Annotated in this window: 20 protein-coding genes; 9 read left to right on the top strand and 11 right to left on the bottom strand. The window is 74.4% G+C overall.

Annotated features, from left to right (window positions below; translation table 11 throughout):
* The first annotated feature begins 96 nt into the window (after positions 1–96).
* Positions 97–2,841, top strand: coding sequence for an SNF2-related protein (locus ACQEUU_RS21825; RefSeq protein WP_433068603.1), 2,745 nt, complete (start codon positions 97–99; stop codon positions 2,839–2,841).
* Positions 2,838–3,971: an SWIM zinc finger family protein gene (locus ACQEUU_RS21820; protein WP_433068602.1), complete on the top strand. Its 1,134-nt coding sequence runs from the start codon at positions 2,838–2,840 to the stop codon at positions 3,969–3,971. The genes ACQEUU_RS21825 and ACQEUU_RS21820 overlap by 4 nt, the downstream gene beginning before the upstream one ends.
* A gap of 3 nt (positions 3,972–3,974) precedes the next feature.
* Here ACQEUU_RS21820 and ACQEUU_RS21815 read toward each other — a convergent pair whose 3' ends face one another.
* The 6 genes from ACQEUU_RS21815 to ACQEUU_RS21790 form a co-directional block, all read right to left on the bottom strand.
* Entirely contained in the window at positions 3,975–4,370 is a 396-nt protein-coding gene (locus ACQEUU_RS21815) for a VOC family protein (RefSeq protein WP_433068600.1), read from the bottom strand.
* 4 nt (positions 4,371–4,374) lie between these two features.
* The gene (locus tag ACQEUU_RS21810; RefSeq protein WP_433068596.1) at positions 4,375–4,986 is read right to left on the bottom strand and encodes an SRPBCC domain-containing protein; all 612 of its coding nucleotides are present in this window, start codon (positions 4,984–4,986) and stop codon (positions 4,375–4,377) included.
* A 5-nt stretch (positions 4,987–4,991) separates the two neighbouring features.
* A complete protein-coding gene (locus ACQEUU_RS21805) occupies positions 4,992–5,345 on the bottom strand; it encodes an ArsR/SmtB family transcription factor (protein WP_433068594.1) in 354 nt (117 codons plus the stop codon).
* A gap of 106 nt (positions 5,346–5,451) precedes the next feature.
* A complete protein-coding gene (locus ACQEUU_RS21800) occupies positions 5,452–5,601 on the bottom strand; it encodes a hypothetical protein (protein WP_433068592.1) in 150 nt (49 codons plus the stop codon).
* 63 nt (positions 5,602–5,664) lie between these two features.
* Complete coding sequence (locus tag ACQEUU_RS21795) at positions 5,665–6,225, bottom strand: dihydrofolate reductase family protein (RefSeq protein ID WP_433068590.1); 561 nt, start codon at positions 6,223–6,225, stop codon at positions 5,665–5,667.
* Between the two features lie 67 nt (positions 6,226–6,292).
* Positions 6,293–7,060 carry a putative protein N(5)-glutamine methyltransferase gene (locus tag ACQEUU_RS21790; RefSeq protein ID WP_433071930.1) on the bottom strand — a complete coding sequence of 256 codons (768 nt, stop codon included), beginning with the start codon at positions 7,058–7,060 and terminating at the stop codon, positions 6,293–6,295.
* Positions 7,061–7,480: 420 nt separating this feature from the next.
* On the opposite strand from ACQEUU_RS21790, the gene ACQEUU_RS21785 reads away from it, so the two are divergent.
* The gene (locus ACQEUU_RS21785) at positions 7,481–8,338 is read left to right on the top strand and encodes a nitroreductase/quinone reductase family protein (RefSeq protein ID WP_433068589.1); all 858 of its coding nucleotides are present in this window, start codon (positions 7,481–7,483) and stop codon (positions 8,336–8,338) included.
* A gap of 18 nt (positions 8,339–8,356) precedes the next feature.
* Here ACQEUU_RS21785 and ACQEUU_RS21780 read toward each other — a convergent pair whose 3' ends face one another.
* Both ACQEUU_RS21780 and ACQEUU_RS21775 read right to left on the bottom strand, forming a co-directional pair.
* Positions 8,357–9,457, bottom strand: a complete 1,101-nt coding sequence (locus tag ACQEUU_RS21780; protein WP_433068587.1) for a winged helix DNA-binding domain-containing protein — start codon at positions 9,455–9,457, stop codon at positions 8,357–8,359.
* A 73-nt stretch (positions 9,458–9,530) separates the two neighbouring features.
* Positions 9,531–9,953: a VOC family protein gene (locus ACQEUU_RS21775; RefSeq protein ID WP_433068586.1), complete on the bottom strand. Its 423-nt coding sequence runs from the start codon at positions 9,951–9,953 to the stop codon at positions 9,531–9,533.
* Between the two features lie 100 nt (positions 9,954–10,053).
* Here ACQEUU_RS21775 and ACQEUU_RS21770 point away from each other — a divergent pair, with 100 nt between their 5' ends.
* Positions 10,054–11,052, top strand: a complete 999-nt coding sequence (locus ACQEUU_RS21770) for a helix-turn-helix transcriptional regulator (protein ID WP_433068584.1) — start codon at positions 10,054–10,056, stop codon at positions 11,050–11,052.
* Between the two features lie 28 nt (positions 11,053–11,080).
* On the opposite strand, the gene ACQEUU_RS21765 is transcribed toward ACQEUU_RS21770, so the two are convergent.
* Positions 11,081–11,521 carry a protein-tyrosine phosphatase family protein gene (locus tag ACQEUU_RS21765; protein WP_433068582.1) on the bottom strand — a complete coding sequence of 147 codons (441 nt, stop codon included), beginning with the start codon at positions 11,519–11,521 and terminating at the stop codon, positions 11,081–11,083.
* A gap of 91 nt (positions 11,522–11,612) precedes the next feature.
* Entirely contained in the window at positions 11,613–12,089 is a 477-nt protein-coding gene (locus ACQEUU_RS21760; RefSeq protein WP_433068580.1) for a DUF1801 domain-containing protein, read from the bottom strand.
* 191 nt (positions 12,090–12,280) lie between these two features.
* Between ACQEUU_RS21760 and ACQEUU_RS21755 the strand changes: the two genes are divergently transcribed.
* Entirely contained in the window at positions 12,281–12,568 is a 288-nt protein-coding gene (locus ACQEUU_RS21755; protein WP_433068578.1) for a putative quinol monooxygenase, read from the top strand.
* A gap of 419 nt (positions 12,569–12,987) precedes the next feature.
* Here ACQEUU_RS21755 and ACQEUU_RS21750 read toward each other — a convergent pair whose 3' ends face one another.
* The gene (locus tag ACQEUU_RS21750; protein ID WP_433068577.1) at positions 12,988–13,776 is read right to left on the bottom strand and encodes an IclR family transcriptional regulator; all 789 of its coding nucleotides are present in this window, start codon (positions 13,774–13,776) and stop codon (positions 12,988–12,990) included.
* A 129-nt stretch (positions 13,777–13,905) separates the two neighbouring features.
* Between ACQEUU_RS21750 and ACQEUU_RS21745 the strand changes: the two genes are divergently transcribed.
* The 4 genes from ACQEUU_RS21745 to ACQEUU_RS21730 are packed head-to-tail and all read left to right on the top strand — an operon-like array spanning position 13,906 to position 19,013.
* Complete coding sequence (locus tag ACQEUU_RS21745; RefSeq protein WP_433068576.1) at positions 13,906–15,201, top strand: flavin reductase; 1,296 nt, start codon at positions 13,906–13,908, stop codon at positions 15,199–15,201.
* A gap of 10 nt (positions 15,202–15,211) precedes the next feature.
* Complete coding sequence (locus tag ACQEUU_RS21740; protein ID WP_433068574.1) at positions 15,212–16,489, top strand: acyl-CoA dehydrogenase family protein; 1,278 nt, start codon at positions 15,212–15,214, stop codon at positions 16,487–16,489.
* The gene (locus tag ACQEUU_RS21735; RefSeq protein ID WP_433068572.1) at positions 16,486–17,886 is read left to right on the top strand and encodes an aldehyde dehydrogenase family protein; all 1,401 of its coding nucleotides are present in this window, start codon (positions 16,486–16,488) and stop codon (positions 17,884–17,886) included. Before ACQEUU_RS21740 ends, ACQEUU_RS21735 begins: the two co-directional genes overlap by 4 nt.
* Entirely contained in the window at positions 17,883–19,013 is a 1,131-nt protein-coding gene (locus ACQEUU_RS21730; protein WP_433068570.1) for an FAD-dependent oxidoreductase, read from the top strand. The genes ACQEUU_RS21735 and ACQEUU_RS21730 overlap by 4 nt, the downstream gene beginning before the upstream one ends.
* Positions 19,014–19,023 lie beyond the last annotated feature (10 nt).

The following is a 19,023-nucleotide window of genomic DNA, read 5'->3' as shown; positions in this document are numbered from 1 at the left end:
CAAGCGTACGGAAGATCGGGTGTCCTCGGTGATGAGGCGGGCCTCTCTCTTGGGGTGTGGCAAACCACACCCCGTCGTACCGTACACTGTACGGTTGTGGCAGTCGGACATGATTCGGTACGTAACGCGGTCGTCTACGAGCCGGGGGACCCGCCCAGGGCCGGGCGGCTGATCTTCCTGGACCCGGCGGGCGAGGACACCGTCACCGTCGCCGAGCCCGGCGGCGACGGCATCACGACCCGGCGGAGCGCCGCCACCCGGATCCCCGTCACCGAAGCCGTCGCCACCCTGGCCAAAGCCCGCGCCGACGCCTCGGCCCACCCGGCGGCCCGCTTCTGGGGCGCGGCGGCGCTGGTGGCGCTCCAGCTGGTCACCCGCGGCCGCGTCCGCCCCACCGTGACGGCGTCCGGGCACGACGCCTGGCGCGCCGGCCCCTTCGACGCCGCCGACGTCCAGCGCATCCGCGAACTCGCCGCCGCCATGCCCGGCTCCGCCCGCGCCGTCCCCCTTCCCGACCACAGCCCCGACCCTGCATCGGAGGCCTGGCCCGGCGGCGGGGAGCCGGTGCTGGCCGACGCCGAGACGCTGGTGCGGGCCTTCCTCGACGCCGTGGCCGACGGCATGCCGCGTTCGCCCGGCGCCGTCAAGGCGACCGGCCACGCCGCGTTCGCCGCCCTGCGCCCCGTCAAGGTGCCCCGGCTGCGCCACTGGGCCGACGAGGTCTCCGCCGGGCTCGACGCCGGAGTGCGGGTGTCGCTGCGGATCGAGGCCGACGACGTCACCGGCGGCGACTTCCGCGCCGTGGTGCAGGTGCACAGCCTGTCCGGCCCGTCGCTCGTGGTGGACGCCGCCGACCTGTGGCAGGGCCGCGACCCTGGGTTCGGCGGCCGGGCCAGGATCGAGACGACCATCGGGCTGCGCCGCGCCGCCCGCGCCTGGCCCCGGCTGGAGACGCTGCTCGACAGCGCCGTGCCCGACGAACTGCCGCTCACCGACGAGGACGTCGCCGACCTGCTGTCCGGGGCCGCCGACCGGCTCGCCGCCGCCGGGGTCGAGGTCCACTGGCCGCGCGCCCTCGTCCGCGGCCTGACCGCCAGAGCCGTGCTCGGCGGCCCGAAGCCGTCCGACCTGCCGTCGTTCCTCGGCGGCCGCCACCTGGTCGCCTTCGACTGGCAGCTCGCCCTCGGCGGCGAACCCCTCACCGCCGCCGAGATGGACCGGCTGGCCGAGGCCCACCGCCCCGTCGTACGGCTGCGCGACCAGTGGGTGCTCATCGGCCCCGACCTGGCGCGCAAGGCACGCCGGCGCGAGCTCAAGCCGCTGACCGGCCTGGACGCGCTCGCCGCCACGCTCACCGGCACCGTCGAGGCCGACGGCGAGCAGGTGCCCGTCGAACCCGGCGCGTGGCTGCGCGAGCTGCGCGAGCGGCTGAGCGAACCGGAGGACCTCGCCCCGCCGCCCGGCCTGGCCGCCACCCTGCGCGACTACCAGCTCCAGGGCCTGCGCTGGCTGGCCCGGATGACCTCGCTCGGGCTCGGCGCCTGCCTGGCCGACGACATGGGCCTGGGCAAGACCATCACGCTCATCGCCCTGCACCTGCACCGCGGCACGGGCCCGACGCTCGTCGTCTGCCCGGCCTCGCTGCTGGGCAACTGGGAGCGGGAGATCACCAAGTTCGCCCCCGGCGTCCCGGTGACCCGCTTCCACGGCTCCGCCCGCACCCTGGCCGGCCACGGGTTCGTGCTCACCACGTACGCCACCATGCGGCTCGACGCCGCCCGGCTGGCCGAGCACCCGTGGGACCTGGTCGTCGCCGACGAGGCCCAGCACGTCAAGAACCCGGCCTCCGGCACCGCCAAGGCGCTGCGCGACATCCCCGCCGCCGCCCGCGTCGCGCTCACCGGCACCCCCGTCGAGAACAACCTGTCCGACCTGTGGGCCGTCCTCGACTGGGCCACCCCCGGGCTGCTCGGCCCGCTGCCCCGCTTCCGCGCCCGCTGGGCCAGGCCGATCGAGTCCGGCGACACCGCGACGGCCGAGCGGCTGTCGGCGCTGGTGCGGCCGTTCCTGCTGCGCCGCCGCAAGTCCGACCCCGGCATCGCGCCCGAACTGCCGCCCAAGACCGAGACCGACCGCCCGGTGCCCCTCACCACCGAACAGGCCGGCCTGTACGAGGCGGTGGTGCGCGAGCTGATGACCCAGATCGAGAGCGCCCGCGGCATGGCCAGGCGCGGCCTCGTCGTCAAACTGCTCACCGGGCTCAAACAGATCTGCAACCACCCCGCCCAGTACCTGCACGAGAGCGCGCCCCGGCTCGCCGGCCGCTCCGGCAAGCTCGAACTGCTCGACGAACTGCTCGACACCATCGTCGCCGAGGACGGCGCGGCGCTCGTCTTCACCCAGTACGTGGCCATGGCCCGGCTGATCGACACCCACCTGTCCGCCCGGGGCGTGCCCACCCAGCTGCTGCACGGCGGCACCCCCGTCGCCCGCCGCGAGGAGATGGTGCGCCGCTTCCAGGACGGCCGGGCCCCGGTGTTCCTGCTGTCGCTCAAGGCCGCCGGCACCGGGCTCAACCTCACCCGCGCCGACCACGTCATCCACTACGACCGCTGGTGGAACCCCGCCGTCGAGGACCAGGCCACCGACCGGGCCCACCGCATCGGCCAGACCAGGCCCGTGCAGGTGCACCGGCTGATCACCGAAGGCACGATCGAGGACCGGATCGCCCGGATGCTCGCCGCCAAGCGCTCACTCGCCGACGCCGTCCTGGCCTCCGGCGAGGCCGCGCTCACCGAGCTGACCGACGCCGAACTGGCCGCACTCGTGGAGCTGAGATGACCGCCGCCCGCGGCTTTCCCGCCTTCCCCCGCCGGCGCGCCGGCGCCCGCTTCGCCACCACCTGGTGGGGAGGCGCCTGGCTCCAGGCACTGGAGGACACCTCCCTCGACCAGACGCTCCTGCAGCAGGGCCGCGCCTACGCCAAGTCCGGGCAGCTCGGCCCGATCACGGTCAGCCCCGGCCGGCTGGCCGCCGTCGCCGAGCACGAGCACGACGCCGTCGTACGGGTCGAACAGCTCTCCGACGCCGCGTGGGACCGCTTCCTCGACCAGGTCGCGGCCAAGGCCGGGCACATCGCCGCCCTGCTCGACCGCGACATGCCGCACGACCTGGTGCGGGCCGCCGAAGCGGCCGGCGTGCCGCTGCTGCCCGGGGTCGGCGACCTGGAACCGGAGTGCTCCTGCCCCGACTGGGCCTGCCGGCACACCGCCGCCCTGTGCTACCAGGCCTCATGGCTGCTCGACGCGGACCCGTTCGTCCTGCTGCTGCTGCGCGGCCGCGGCGAGCGCGAGCTGATCGAGGCGCTGCGCCTGCGCGACGCCCCGCCCGCGCCGAGGCCCGCGCGGGCCGGCGCGCCCGCGCGCGAGGCCTTCGCGCGCGGGGTGCCGCCGCTGCCCGAGCCGCCCCCGCTGGACGTCGCCTACACGCCGCTCGGGCTGGAGCCCGCGCCCGGCGTGGACGTGGCCGCGCTGGAACTGCTGGCCGCCTCCGCCGCCTCCCGGGCGCGCGACCTGCTCACCCGCGGCCACCTGCCCGTCCTGACCGAACACCAGGACCTGGTACGCCTGAGCGCCGCGTTCGGCCTCGACCTCGGCCTCGACGCCGAGGCGGCCGCCTGGCGGCACGGCGGCGCCGCCGGGCTGGAGGCGCTGGAGACGGCCTGGACCCCCGCCCGGCAGGACCTGGCCAGAGCCCGCGCCATGCTGGAAACGGCGCTGGAAACGGCGCTGGAAACGGTCGGGGAGGGCGAGCCGCCCGCCGAGGTGGAGACGGCCCGCAACCGGTGGACCATCGGCGACCTCCAGCTCAGGTACGGCAGGGACGGCCGGTGGTACCCGTTCGAACGGCGCGGCGACGCCTGGTGGCCCGCGGGCCCGCCCGAACGCGACCCGGCCGCGCTGCTCGGCTGAACGTCAGGGCAGGGTGAGCTGCCAGGAGACGCCGAACCGGTCGGCCACCCAGGCGAACTTGGCGCTGAAACCGTACGCGCCGAGCGGCATCATCACCCCGCCCTGCTCCGACAGCACCGGGTAGAGCCGGTCGATCTCCTCCTCCGACTCGCACTCCACGTACAGCGACAGCGACGGGGTGAAGGTGAAGGCGTGCGACACGAAGCTGTCGTTGCAGAAGAACTCCTGGCCGCAGACGCGGAGGTGGGCGAGCTGGACGGTGCCCTCCGGTCCCGGCTCGCCGGGGCCGTAGCGGGTGACGGAGAGCAGCTCCGCGTCGCCGAACACCGTCAGGTAGAAGTCGATGGCCTCCTGCGCCCTGCCCTCGAACATGAGGAACGGCGTGATCTGCTTGGGCATCGCGTCACTCCGCGGGGGGTGCGTAGAAGGCGGTGGTCGCGGCCGTGACGGCGGCGGCGTGCTCGTCGGTGGCGCCTGACGCCCGCAGCGCCTCGCCCCAGGCCCGGCTGCTGCGGGTGATGTACTCGCGGCCCTCGGCGGTCTCGTGGAAGTGCTGCTCGTCCACCTTCTCGCCGCCGGTCAGGTGCAGGGCCAGGCCGAGCAGGCCGAGGTCCCAGCCGACGCCGACCGCGCCGGGGCCGTACAGGTCCCAGAACTCGGGCGCCACGACGGCCTCGTGGCGCAGCTCGAACCGGGTGCGGTCGCCGTCGGCCGACATGTGCACCTCCACGTGGGAAGCCGGGCCCTCGCCCATCACCCACGACACTCTGAGCAGGCGCGGCGGCTCGCAGGCCAGGATCTCCCCGCCCGCGTTGCCCTGCAGCTGGAAGTGGCCGCCGAGCCGCAGGTCGCCGGTGACGGGCATGAACCAGCGGCCGATGCGCTCGGCGCTGGTGCAGGCGTCCCAGAGGTCCTCCACCACGGTGTCATAGTGGCGGACGAGCTGGACGACCTTGGTCTCGCCGCTGTCGCGCACCTCGCGATGGGTGCGGGTGATCTCATCGATGATGTCCACCGGAGTCAGCTTTCTGTCGGATTCGGGTCGCGGGCACGGCGCTCCCGCTTGCCGCGGGCGATCTCCACGGCCAGCGCGTCGAGGCGCTGGTCCCAGAAGCCGCGGAAGCGGTCCAGCCACTGGTCGACCTCGCGCAGCGGCTCGGGGTCCACGACGTAGAACCGCCGGGTCCCCTCGGCGCGCACGGTGGCGAAGCCGTTGTCGCGCAGCACCTTGAGGTGTTGCGAGACCGCGGGCTGGGAGATGCCGTGCTCGCGCTGGATGACGGCGGTGACCTCACCGGAGCTCAGCTCGCCGTCGGCGAGCAGCTCCAGGATCCGGCGCCGGACCGGGTCACCGAGGACGTCGAACGCGTGCACGAATCCGAGTGTTTCAGGTGGCGCTTATATAAGTCAAGCCGAATATATCGGGCACTCTCCGGCTCGGGCCGGCGGCGGTGGACGGGTCCACCGCCGCCGGCCGCCGTCAGCGCCGCCCGGAGCGGAATCTGTCCAGGAACCTCCTGGCCTTGTGCTGATTACGCGGGTCGCGGGCCATCCGCTTGGCCGATTCGACCGCCTGCCTGCCTTTGGGGCTGCGCATGTACGCGCGCACCCGGTCCATGAGCGTTGCCATGGCCGCTCCCTACCCCGGACGGCCGCGTGAACGCCTCACGCGGGCCCTCGTCGAAGGCGCCGGTCACGGCTTGACGCCGTAGTGCAGGTAGACCACGCCGTTGCCGAAGCGCCGCTCGTCCAGCAGCTCCAGATCCGCGCGCACGCCGTCGGGGAAGAACCGGGTGCCGCCGCCGACGACGGCCGGCCCGACGAACACCTGGTACTCGTCGACCAGCCCGGCCGCGATCGCCTGCGCCGCCAGGTTCGGCCCGTCGACGGACAGGTCGCGGTCGGACTCGGCCTTGAGCCTGCGCACCGACTCCGGGTCGAACGACCGCTCGATCCTGGTCCGCCTGCTGGACACCTCCTCCAGCGTCGCCGAATAGACGATCTTGTCGGCGGCCTGCCAGACCTCCGCGCACTCCAGGATGAACGGCGGCTGGTCCGGCAGCGTGTGCGCGGTCTCCCAGAAGACCATCGTCTCGTACATCCGGCGGCCGTAGAGGTAGGTGCCGATCGACCGCATGTGCTCGTTGATGAACGTGTGCGACTCCTCTTCCGGCGCGCCCCAGCCATAGCCGCCGTTCTCGTCGCTCACGTAGCCGTCCAGCGAGGTGATCATCGAGTAGATCAGCCTGCCCATCGCGGGCCTCCCGTCCATCCGGCACTTTCCCGGGGCAGACCTCGGGCCGCGCGCGAACTCATCGGCGTCAGGCCGGGCGGGTGGCGATCACCACGGTGGCGTCCCAGCCGGAGGAGTGGGTCACCCGCGGCCACAGCCCGTACCGGGCGATCGCCTCGACGGCGTGCGACGCCTGGCGCTCACTCGTCTCGAAGAGCAGCCGGCCGCCAGGCGCCAGCCAGCGGCCCGCGCCCGCGGCCACCCGGCGCAGCACCTCCAGCCCGTCCCGGCCGCCGTCCAGGGCGACCCGGGCCTCGTGCAGCCGGGCCTCGACGGGCAGCAGCGGGATCTCCCCGGTCGGCACGTACGGGACGTTGGCCAGCAGCACGTCCACCCGGCCGCGCAGCCCCGCGGGCAGCGGATCGTACAGATCCCCCTCGTACACCCCGGCCCCGGGCAGGTTGCGGCGGGCGCAGGCGACGGCGGCCGGGTCGATGTCGGCGGCGTGCAGCTCCACCTCCTCCAGCGCCGCCACCAGCGCGGCGCCGAGCGCGCCCGACCCACAGCACAGGTCCACCACGACCGCCGCCCGGCGCGGCGCGACCGCGATCGCCTGCTCGGCCAGGAACTCGGTGCGCGGACGCGGCACGAACACGCCCGGATCCACCAGGACGCGCAGGCCCCGGAAGCGGGCCCAGCCCAGGACGTGCTCCAGCGGCTCGCCGGCGGCCCGGCGCTCCACCAGGCGGGCGAGCGCGCCGGGATCGCGGGCGGCCTCCGCCAGCAGACGGGCCTCCTCCTCGGCGAAGACGCAGCCCGCGGCGCGGAGCCGGGAGACGATGAAGGAAAAAGACATGAGCGCCTTTCGAGATGCCACGGGCGCTCTCCCCGGCCGGCTAGGCCGGGCGGACGTCGTGAGGTGAGAGCACCCGGCCGGTACGTGCGGGAATCGGTCTCACCTCCTCGGTCGTCGCTGGGATGGCGACACTAGCCGAGCGGTCCGCCGGCCCGCAAACGCCCCGCCGTGGGTTTGACAGCCCGCACCGGCCGGGCGTTCAATGATCGGCAGGTCGCGTGACGCCGCACGGGTGGACGGCGGTGGCATGGAGGCCGCGAAGCAAGGGGACGATGCCATGACGACTTCACATGGACGCGCCTGACCCTCGACGCGCCTGCGCGCCGTCCCCGCTTCCCCTGTTCTCCGTAGCTCCGCCAGCTATGCGCTTCGCGTGGTCGGCGTGCGGGCTTTCCTTACCTTTTAGGAGAAAGCACCCGCATGACCTTGGACTTCAACCAGCACGTCATCGACCAGTTCCGGGCCGGTCAGGGCCGGGTCGGGCCGCCCTTCGAGAACGCCCGCCTGCTCCTGCTGACCACCACCGGCGCCAGGACCGGCGACCGGCACACCACGCCGCTCGGCTACCTGCTGGACGAGGAGCCCGACCGGCTGTACGTCATCCCCTCGGCCGGCGGCTCGCCGCGCCACCCCGCCTGGTTCCACAACCTCCGCAAGAACCCGCTGGTCACCGTCGAGACCGGCGCGTTCACGTACGAGGCGCGGGCCCGCGTCCTGCAAGGCCGGGAACGCGAGCGGATCTTCGCCCGCGCCGTCGAGTCCGACCCCGGATGGCAGCGGTACGAGGACGCCTCCGGCCGCACCCTGCCCGTGGTCGCGCTGGAGTCCGAAGGGCCGCCCGCCCCCGGCCCCGCCCGGCCCGGCGACGCGCTCAAGCTCATCCACGACGCCATGCGCCGGGAGCTGGCCATCGTCCGCCGGGAGGTCGCCGAGTCCGGCGGCACCCTCGGCGCGCAGCTGCGCGTCAACTGCCTGGCCGTCTGCCAGGGGCTGGGCCACCACCACCGGATGGAGGACGCCCACCTGTTCCCGCGCGTCGGCGAGCAGTACCCGGAGCTCGCCGACGTCATGGCCCGGCTGCGCCGTGAACACGAGGAGATCGCCCGGCTCCTGGAGGAGCTGCGACGGCTGCTCGGCGCCGAGCACGCCGAGCACGCCGAGCACGCCGACCGGGCCGCGGTGCCGGCGGAGGTCGACCGGCTGACCGCGCAGGTGGAGGCGCATCTGGATTACGAGGAGGAGAACCTCATCCCGCTCCTGAACGCGGCGGCGCCCTGACCGTACGGGCGCATCCCCTCAGCGGGCGGACGCCTCGACCCGCACCCGGTCGCTCTCGCCGTCGGACAGGAACGACGCCAGCGCGCCCGCCTCCTCGGCCACGGCGGCGCGTTCGGCCCTGGACCAGCGGCGCAGCGGGGTGACCCGCACGGCGCCCGCCTCGGCGGTCCACGTCGCCGACACCCTGCCGTCGACCAGCACGACGCGCGCCCCCGCGACCGACAGGCCGCGGTGGGCCGCGTCGATGATCCGGCTCCGGTCGTGGTAGCCGAGGATCGCGTTGTCGAACGCCGGTAAGAACCGCACCGGGGCGGGCGTGCCGGGGTCGGGCCGCGGCGCGCCGGGCAGGTCCAGCAGCTCCCGGCCCCGCTCGTCGCGGAAGGAGACCAGCTCCGGGCGGACCGCGGACACCGCCGCCGGCAGCCCGGTCAGGCCGCACCAGGCGCGCAGGTCCGCCGTGGCGGCCGGGCCGAAGGCGGCGAGGTAACGCCGCACCAGCTCCTCGCCCACCCGATCGCGGTCGCCGGCGGCCGGCGGGTCGGGGTCGCGGCCCAGCCAGGAGGAGAACGTGACGGTGCGCACGCCCGCCCTCGTCCGCCACAGGCCGCGCGGCGGCAGCTGGACCACCGGCACGAGTGCGGCCAGGAGCATCTCGCCCAGCGGCCGCGGCCCCACGCCGGGCCAGCGGCCGGCCAGCGCCCGCGCGACCTCGGCCATCGTGCGCGGCTCGCCGTCCGCCAGCAGCGCGCGCCCCACCGCGGCGAGCTCGTCCAGGTCCACCCCGGCGAACTCGGCGCGGTAAGTCCCCAGCACGCGCCCGCGCAGCATGTCGTCATGCCGCGCCCGCCAGGCCAGCGCGTCGGCCGCGCTGACCAGGTGGACGGTACGGCGCATGAGGTGGACCCGCACCACCTGCCGGCCGAGCAGCAGGTCCGAGAGCGCCGCCGGGTCGAAGCCGCGCACCCGCGACCAGAGCCCGACGAACGGTTCCTGCGGCTCCTGCGCCTGCAGCCCGCACAGGTGCGTGACGGCGTCGAGGACCGGCAGACCGGCGTGGCCGAGCAGCAGCTGCCGGGCGAGGGTCGCGCGGTTCAGCGCCCGGGCGTCCAGCACGGTCACCGGGCACCCGCCCCGGCGTGACGGCCGGCCGGTCGCGTGCTCATCGTCGTCCTTCTGGGGTGTCGTCCGGCGGTCATCGGTCGTGGCCGCTCGCCACGTCCACGACCCAGGTGACCCCGAAACGGTCCGTGAGCATCCCGTAGAGCGCCGACCACGGCGCCGGCGCCAGCGGCCGCGCGACGGCCGCGCCCGCCGACAGCCTCTCCCAGTACGCGGTCACCTCCTGCGGGGTCTGGCCGCGCAGGGAGACGAAGAACGCGTTCTCGCCCCGGTTCCACGGCAGCCGCGCGGGCACGTCGTAGGCCATCACGTGGAAGCCGTCGCCGGAGACCACCTGGCCCCACATCACCTGGCCGGCCTCGCCTGGGCCCGGCAGGGCCCCGGCGTCCGCATAGGTCACCACGGCGAGGTCACCGCCGAAAACCGACCGGTAGAACTCCAGCGCCGCGCGGGCCTCTCCCCGGAAGTTCAGATGCGTGACGGACTTGACGGACATAGTGGTCTCCTGAATGTCGATCATCACCTGCTCGGACGAGGACCACACTCGCAGCAGCAGAGGTCAGGTTCTGGCCGCTACCGCGGGCACCATGGGAATCATGCCGAAGACCTCAGCGCGGCTGCTGGCGCTGCTCTCCCTGCTGCAGGCCCGCCGCGACTGGCCGGGGGCGCTGCTGGCCCGGCGGCTCGACGTCAGCCCGCGCACCGTGCGCCGCGACGTCGACCGCCTGCGCGAGCTCGGCTACCCCATCGTGGCCGTCAAGGGCCCCGACGGCGGCTACCGGCTCGACGCCGGCAAGGACCTGCCCCCGCTGCTGTTCGACGACGAGCAGGCGGTCGCGCTGGCCATCGCCCTCCAGATCGCCACCATCAGCGGCGCCGGCATCGAGGAGGCCGCGGCCCGCGCGCTGACCACCGTCCGGCAGGTCATGCCCGCGCGGCTGCGCCACCGCGTCGACACCCTCCAGATCACCGCCGTCGAACGGCCCGCCCCCCAGGTCGACAGCCGCGTGCTCCTGGCGCTCAGCGCCGCCGTCCACGCCCACGAGGTGCTGCGCTTCGACTACGCTTCCGCGCCCGCCGCCTCGTCCGCCGCCGGCGACGGGCCGCCGCGCCGGGTGGAGCCGCACCACCTGGTCACCTGGGGCGGGCGCTGGTATCTGGTCGCCTGGGACCTCGGCCGCCGTGACTGGCGGATCTTCCGCGCCGACCGGATCACCCCGCGCACCCCGGCGGGACCCCGCTTCACCCCGCGTGAGCTGCCCGGCGGCGACGTGGCCGCGTACGTGACCAGCCGCTTCCGGGGCTCGGGCTCCGGCGACTGGCCCTGCCGCGGCGAGGTGATCCTCGGCCTGCCCGCCGCCGACGTGTCCCGCTACGTCCGCGACGGCGTCGTCGAGGAACTCGGCCCGGACCGCTGCCGGCTCGTCCTCGGATCGTGGTCATGGCCGGGCCTGGCCGCCGATCTTGGCCGCTTCGACGCCCCCATCGAGGTCGTCGGCCCGCCCGAGCTCAAGGACGCCTTCGCCCGCCTGGCCCGCCGCTTCGCCGCCGCCGCGACCGAAACAGCGACCGGCACAGCGACCGGCACAGCGTGAACGACGGGCCTCGACGGCCGGTGACGGGTCAGGCGGGGAAGCGCTCGACCCAGCGACGCTGCCAGGGCGTCTCGACGGCGCGCGGGTGGTAGTGGGCGCGGGCCCAGGCGACGGCCTCCTTGGCGGGCGTGCCGGCCAGGACGGCCAGGCAGGCGATGACGGTGCCGGTGCGGCCCACGCCGCCGCCGCAGGCCACCTCCACCCGCTCGCCCGTACGCGCCCGCTCCGACACCTCGCGGATCAGGCGGACCGCCTGCTCGCGGTCGCGCGGCAGCAGGAAGTCCGGCCAGTCGATCCACGCGTGCGGCCAGGTCAGCTCCGGCTCGTGACGGCCGCGCAACCGGCCGCCTCCCAGGTAGAGGCCCCGGTCGGGGGCCACGCCCGCCGGGGCCGGATTCCTGAGGCCGCGGCCGCGCACCCAGCCGCCGTCGGGCAGCCGGATCGCGCCGGTCAGTCGAGTGTCCGTCATGCGCTCATTGTTCTGCGGGAAGATCCACCGCGACGGCGACTTCGCCTCTGGCGTACGGGCCGCGGCGCCCGGGTTCAGGACGGGATCGCGATCAGCTCACAGCCCTGCGGACGAGGGTCCTGATCGTCTCCTCGCCGGCTTCGGTCAGCTCCGCCAGGGCGAACGACGTCGGCCACAGGCCCTCGTCCTCGTCGAGGTTCGCCACCGGGTTGAAGCCGAACGTCGAATAGCGCTGCGCGTCCGCCTGCCCGCTGCGGAAGAAGCACACCACCTTCCCGGCCCTGGCATAGGCGGGCTGGCCGTAGAACAGCTTCGGCGCCAGCTCAGGAGCGGCGGCCAGGACGATCGCGTGCACGCGCTCGGCCAGCGCGCGGTCCGGCTGCGGCATCTGGGCGATCTTCTCGAGCACGTCCCGCTCATCGGCCGCCGCCTTGTCCTTGCCCCGGCGGGAGCCGGTCCTCAGCTCCGCCGCGCGCTGCTTGACGGCGGCTCGCTCCGCCTCGGACAACCCGTCCTCGGGGGACGCGCCCTGCTGGTCTTCTTCGCGGGCCTTCGACGCGGCACTCATCGACGCACTGCTCCTCTCACTGATGAACTCACTGGTGAACGTGGTCGTCACGCTATGTCAGGGCACGGGCCGGCCGCTTCTCGATTCCTGATCGATCACACGCGCCGGAGCGCGCCGCGTACCGATGAGTTCCGGACCGCCCGGCGGTCACTTCATGACGATCCGTTTCACCCTTGGCAGAGGAGCAGGACATGGTCATCGTCGCGGGACACATCGTCGTCGACCCGCACCGGCGCGAGCGCTACCTCGCCGGCTGCGCGAGCGTGGTCGAGCTGGCACGCCGCACGCCCGGCTGTCTCGACTTCGTCATCAGCGCGGACCTGGTGGACGCCGGCCGGGTCAACATCTTCGAACGCTGGGATTCGCGTACGGCCGTCGAGGCGTTCCGGGGTAGCGGCCCCGACGACGCACAGCAGGACGCGATACTCGCGGCCTCGGTGGCGGAGTACGACATCGCGGACCTGCGCTCGCTGACCTGACGACCGCGCGGGGGCGTGCGGGCACCTCGCCGTTCGCGAGCTGGGCGTCACGCTGTCACGCCGGACCTGATCAACGTTCAGGTACTCCCCTTCCACGGTGACCACGCGGCAGGGAGTGTACGGCCCGGCCCCACGCGTCAGCTTTGGTTGATGCTCAAGCGGTCGTCAACCTAGGATGACGCCGTGGAGGGCGGCCGCGTCGCACCTCGACCGGTGTGGGCGGGCGCGTTCCCTCTGCGCCGAGCCCGCGCCTACGTCGAGCGAGGCTGGACGGGTGCTCGCCTCGGGGCAGGACACTCTCGCGCTGATGACCGAGTTTCTGGCGCGCCGGCGTCGGACAGGCCGAGGTGCTGCGGGCCCTGACCGAGGCCGACGAGCCCTGACCGCCCGAGCCGGACGGGCAGGGCAACACATCCCGGTCAGGAGGAGTGGCCGAGCTGGGCGGAGAGACGGGCGGCCGACTCCACCACGAATCGCGCCTGTTCGGGCAGGCGGGGCTCGAACCGGCTGCTCGGCCCGGAGACGCTCACCGCGGCTATCACCAGGCCGTCGTGGTCGAAGACGGGGGCGGCGATCGAGGCCGCGCCGTCGAGGCGTTCGCCGAGCGAGCTGGCGTAGCCGCGCCGCCTGATCGCCGCCAGCTCGGCCCGGAGCGCGCCCGGGTCGATGATCGTCCTGTCGGTGAGGGCGGCGAGCCGGTGCCTGGACAGGTAGCCGTCGATCTCCTCCTCGCGCAGGAACGCCAGGATGGCCTTGGAGGAGCCGCCCGCGTGCAGCGGGTAGGGGATGCCGAGCGAGACCTCCATGCGCAGGTCGTGGTCGGGCACGACCTGCTCGACGTAGAGGCGGGTGTCGCCGCGCCGCACCGACAGGGTGGCGGTCTCCCCTGACTGGCCTGACAGCCGGCGCAGTTCGGGACCGGCCATGGCGCGCAGGTCGGTGCGGGCGAGGTAGGCGCGGCCGAGCGCGATGGCGGCGTGGCCGAGCGAGTAGCGCCGGGTGACGGGGTCGACGGCGATGAGGTCGCGGTTGCGCAGCGCGGTGAGGATGCGGTGGACGGCGGCCTTGGTCAGGTCGAGTTCGGTGGCGATCTCGGTCACCCCGAGATCGGGCCGGGTGCTCCGGCCGAACAGCAGCAGCACGTCCATCGCACGCTCCACCGCGGCGATGGACCGGCTCTGATTCTCCGACTCCGCCTGGACGTGCACCTGACCCCCTCGTTGCTCGTGGACGCGACCAGTCTATTTCCCTTGGGGAAACAGCGTCACGTTGACATGAAAATGGGCGTTCGTTACCTTCAGCGTGACGCTGTTTCCATCAATGGAACAGGGAGACCGGTGACCGCAAGCGGCGAATCCTTCCGAGCGGCCATGGCGCAGTGGCCGAGCGGCGTGGTGATCGTGACCACCGGAACCGAGGGCGCCTGGCACGGCATGACCGCCAGCTCCTTCACGAGCGTGAGCCTGGACCCGCCGATGGTCCTGGTCTGCCTGGCCCACGGCACCAGGACGCACCGGCTGATCGCCGAGCACGGGTTCTTCGCCGTCAGCGTGCTCGGCAAGGACCAGGTCGCGATCGGGCGCAGGTTCGCCGGCCAGGAACCCGCCGCGGACAGGTTCGCCGGCGGCAGCTGGATCCCCGCCGGGACCGGCGCGCCGGTGCTCGCCGACGCCGTCGCCTGGCTCGACTGCCGGGTTGCGCACGCGTACCCGGGAGGAGATCACACGATCTTCGTCGGCGAGGTCGCCGAGGCCGCCACCCCGCGCCGGGTGGCGCCGGTGCTGTTCCACTCGCGCGCCTGGGGCCAGCTCGCCGACCCGCTGCCCGACCGCATCGGCGTGGCCGACACCGGGCTGCTCGCCGTGCTGCGCGCCCGCGGCTTCACCGGGGCCCGGCTGGCCGGCATCGCCCGCGCGCTGCGCGCCGCGGGCAGCAGGGTGCGCCTGTTCGACCCGCACGGCGCCGACCCGTACGGGGAACCGCCGCCGCCCCAGGACCTCGACCCCGCCACCGCCTCCGCCCTGATCACCGAACCCGCCCAGGTGCGGGCCGTGGCCGCGGCGGGGGCCGGAGTGGCCGAATTCACCGCCGGCCTCACCTCCGGGCTCACCGCGGGGTTCACCGCGGGTATCGCCTCCAGGCCCGGGCAGGCCGCCCGCATCCTGGAGGCGGCCGGACGCGCCGGACTGACCGCGGTCGGGCACATCCCCGAGGCGTTCGCCCGGGACCGCGCCGACCACGTCGTGGCGACCGTCGCCCGGCTGGCCGAACTCGGCTGCGACGAGATCGGCCTGGAGGAAGGCGCCGTCGCCGCCACCCCGGTCCACGTCCGCGGCCTGCTGCAGGACGCCGCGGCCGCCGCCGGGACGGCCACCGTCCGCGTCGCGCTGCGCGAACGCCACGGCATCGGCCTGGTCAACGCGCTGGTGGCGATGAAGAGCGGGGTGCGGCACTTCGACACCACGCTGGGCGGCGTCGACGGCGCCCTGCCCGCGGAAGACGTGCTCTTCCTGGCCGGACAGCTCGACGTGGACACCGCCGTCGACCGGTCGGTGCTGATCGCCAGCGCCGCCGAGCTGGAGAGCACCTGGGGATCCGTGCTCCCCGGACGCACCTACCGATTCGCGAACTGAAGGGGAGAACGTGACCGACAGACTGACCGGTGAGCGGCTCGTCGACGACATGACCGAGGCCGAGCGCGACCGCGCCCGGCGCGTCGAGGCCGTGCTGCCCGAGCTGCGCGCCGCCGCGGTCAAGGCCGACCAGGAGGGCAGTTTCCCGATCGGGCACGTGGCGCTGCTGCGGCAGGCCGGGCTGCTCGGCCTCGTGGTGCCGCGCGAGTACGGCGGGCTCGGCGGCACGCTGCGCGACCTCGCCGCCGCGACGTTCGCCATGGGCACCGCCTGCCCGTCCACCGCCCTGGCCTTCTTCTTCCACAACACCAGCGCCTCCCGCGGCCTGCTGCCGCTGGAGGCGATCGAGGCCGGCCTGTTCGACGACGACGAGATCCCGGCCGTACGGGCCTTCGCCGAGAAGGTGCTGACCAGGATGGCCTCCGGCGTCTGGCTGGCCAACTTCGCCTCCGAGTCGGTCAAGAGCTCCACCGCCAACATCGCCATCGCCACCACCGCCCGCCGCACCGAGGGCGGCTGGCTCCTGGACGGGGAGAAGTCGTTCGGCTGCGCCACCGGCGTCGCCGACTACTACCTGACCACGGCCAAGCTCGACGGCTACGACACCGCCGAGGGCCTGGTCACCTTCTTCGTGCCGCGCGAGGCGGCGGGCGTCTCCTCCCGGGCGCCGTGGGACGGGCTCGGCATGCGGGCCACCGCCAACGACGGCATCCGGCTGGACCAGGTGTTCATCCCCGAGGACGAGGCGCTGACCGTCCCCGGCGCGTTCACCCGGATGCTGCAGATGAGCCGCGGCAGCTTCGTCGGCAACCAGCTGGCCATCTCCGCCGCGTACACCGGCTGCGCGCAGAACGTCTACGACGTCACCATCGAGCAGCTCACCCGCAAGACGTTCGCCGACACCGGCCGGCCCATCGCCTCCTCGCCCATGCACCAGCAGATCATCGGCGAGATGACCGTCCAGCTGGAGACCGCCTACCTGTGGCTGCGCCGTCAGCTCCTGCTGGAGACCTCCGAACCGCCGCTGCGGCCCAAGCAGGAGGTCTTCCGCCAGTGGCGGATGGGCAAGGGGTCGGTCACCGAGTCGTGCTTCCAGGTGGCGCTCGGCGCGTTCAAGGCCTCGGGCACCTCCGGCGCGTCGATGTCCAGCACGGCCGGGCGGGCGCTGCGCGACCTGGCGATGGGACTGGTGATGACGTTCCCCGCCGAGCGCGGCCGGCTGGAGGTCGCCCAGCTGGTGACCCAGGCCAGGGAGAACGCGCTGTTCGCCGCCGTGGAGAAGCCATGATCACACCGCCGGACACCGCCGACCTCGTCGACGGCGGCTGGGCCCGCTGCACCGAGGACCTCGGCTTCGACCTGGAGAACCCGGCCACCGGCGAGCCGGTCGCCCGCGCGCTCGGCTCCTCCCCCGCGCGGGTCGAGGCGGCGCTCGCGGCCGCCGACCGGGCGGCCGCCGCCTGGGCCGGCACCCCGGCCGAACGGCGCGCCACACTGCTCGACACCGCCGCCGAGCGGCTGCGCGGACGGGTCGACGAGATCACCGCCCTGGAGTCCTTCGCCACCGGCGTGCCGATCGGCCAGACCCGCGCGCTCGGGCTCATCGTGCACGGCGCGTTCGCGCTGGCCGCCGCCCAGATCAGCGCCGGGCTGCTGCGCGCCGACCGCGACGGGGTCGAGGTGCACCACCTGCCCTGGGGCCCGGCCCTGTGCCTGGTGCCGTGGAACGCGCCCGCCCCGATGGCCGCGCACAAGACTGCCAGCGCGCTGGCGGCCGGCTGCCCCGTCGTGCTCAAGGTCAGCGAGTACGCCCCGTACGGCACCCAGGCGCTGGCCGAGGTCCTCGGCGAGGTGCTGCCGCCCGGCGTCTTCCAGCTCGTCATGGGCGACGCCCGCACCGGGGCCCGGCTGGCCGGGGACCCGAGGATCCGCGCCGTCTCCTTCACCGGCGGCCTGGCCGGCGGGCGGGCCGTCGCCGCCGCCTGCGCCGGCGCGCTCCGTCCCGCCCAGCTGGAACTGGGCGGCAACAACCCGCTCGTGGTGCTGCCCGACGCCGGCGCCGGCGCCGCCGCCCGGGCCGCCGCCGAGCTGCTCACCTCGCTCAACGGCCAGTGGTGCCGGGCGCTCGGCCGGCTCATCGTGCCCCGCCCGCGCCTGGCCGAGCTGGTGGCGGCCCTCGGCGAACGGCTCGCCGCGCTGCGCGCCGGCGACCCGCTCGACCCGGGCACCGAGTACGGGCCGCTGGTCCACTCCGCCCATCTGGCACGGGTACGGGCCGCGACGGCCAGGGCCGGCGGCCAGGCGACCGCGTACGGCGATATGCCGGGCCGGGGCAGCTATCTGGCGCCCACGCTCATCACCGGAGCCGACCTGGCCGACGAGATCTTCGGACCGGTCGCCGCCGTGGTGCCCTACGACACCGAGGAGGAGGCGGTGGCGTTGGCGAACGCGACCCCGTACGGGCTCGAAGGCTACGTCTTCGGCGCCGACGAGGAGCGGGCGCTGGCCGTGGCCCGGCGGGTGCGCGCCGGCGAGGTCAAGGTGAACGGGTCGAGCGTGATGAGTCTCCACCTGTTCACGCCGCGTCCGGCGTGGGGGCTGTCCGGGCTGGTGGACGAGGGGACGGCGGAGACGATCCGGTTCTTCACCGGCACCCGGGTGGTCGGCGTCGAGCGGGCGCCGTGAAGCGCGCGCTGGTCGCCGGGGCCGGGCCGGTGGGGCTCACGGCGGCGCTCACCCTGGCCCGCGGCGGCGTGCCGGTGACCGTCCTGGAGGCGGGGCCGGAGCTGGCCGCCGAGTCCCGGGCCTCCACCTTCCACCCGCCGACGCTGGAGATGCTGGACGGACTCGGCGTGCTGCCGGAGCTGATGGCGCGCGGCCTGATCGCCCGTACCTTCCAGTACCGGGACCGGCGCGGGGGCCCCGTCGCCACCCTGGACATGGCCGTGCTCGCCGACGACACGCCCCACCCGTACCGGGTGCAGTGCGAGCAGAGCAAGCTCACCCCCATCCTGATGGAGCACCTGCTGCGGCACGGCGGCGAGGTGGTGTTCGGCGCGGCGGTCCGCGAGGTGCTGCCGCAGGCCGGAGGCGTGCTGGTGACCACCGAGGCCGGCGCGCGGTTCACCGGCGACCGGCTGGTCGCCGCCGACGGCGCCCACTCGGCGGTGCGGCGCTCGCTCGGCGTCCCCTTCGAGGGCATCACCTATCCCGAGCGTTTCCTGGTCGCCTCCACCGAGGAGGACCTGGACACCCTGCTGCCGGGCATCGCGCCGATCAACTACGTCTTCGACCCCGAGGAGTGGCTGGTCCTGCTGCGCACGCCCGACCACTGGCGGGTGCTGCTGCCCACGCCCGAGGACACCCCCGACGGGGCCGAGCTCGCCCGGCTGGCCGGGCGGCTGCGGGCCGTCGCCGACCCCGGGCGTGACTGGAAGGTCACGCACGCCTCGCTGTACCGGGTGCACCAGCGGGTGGCCGCCCGCTTCCGGGACGGACCGGTCCTGCTGGCGGGGGACGCGGCGCACGTCAACAACCCGCTCGGCGGCCTGGGCATGAACAGCGGCATCCACGACGCCGTGCTGCTCGCTGCCGCGCTGCTGTCCGGCGACGAGGCCGCGGTGGACGAGGCGGCCGGGCGCAGGCGGCGGGTGGCGCTCGATCACGTCCGCGCGATCAGCCACGGCAACTGGGAGAAGCTGCGCTCGGCCGACCCCGCCGCCCACCACGCCGAGCTGCGCGCCCTGGCCGCCGACCCGCGGGCCGCCCGGGCGCACCTGCTGCGCGCCTGCCTGATCACGTCCCTGAGGTGACGCCCGGCCG

The organism is Nonomuraea sp. CA-218870 (assembly GCF_050936535.1).
Classification (GTDB): domain Bacteria; phylum Actinomycetota; class Actinomycetes; order Streptosporangiales; family Streptosporangiaceae; genus Nonomuraea; species Nonomuraea corallina.
Note: the sequence above shows the minus strand (reverse complement) of the source record. Positions and strands in the feature narration are given on the sequence as shown.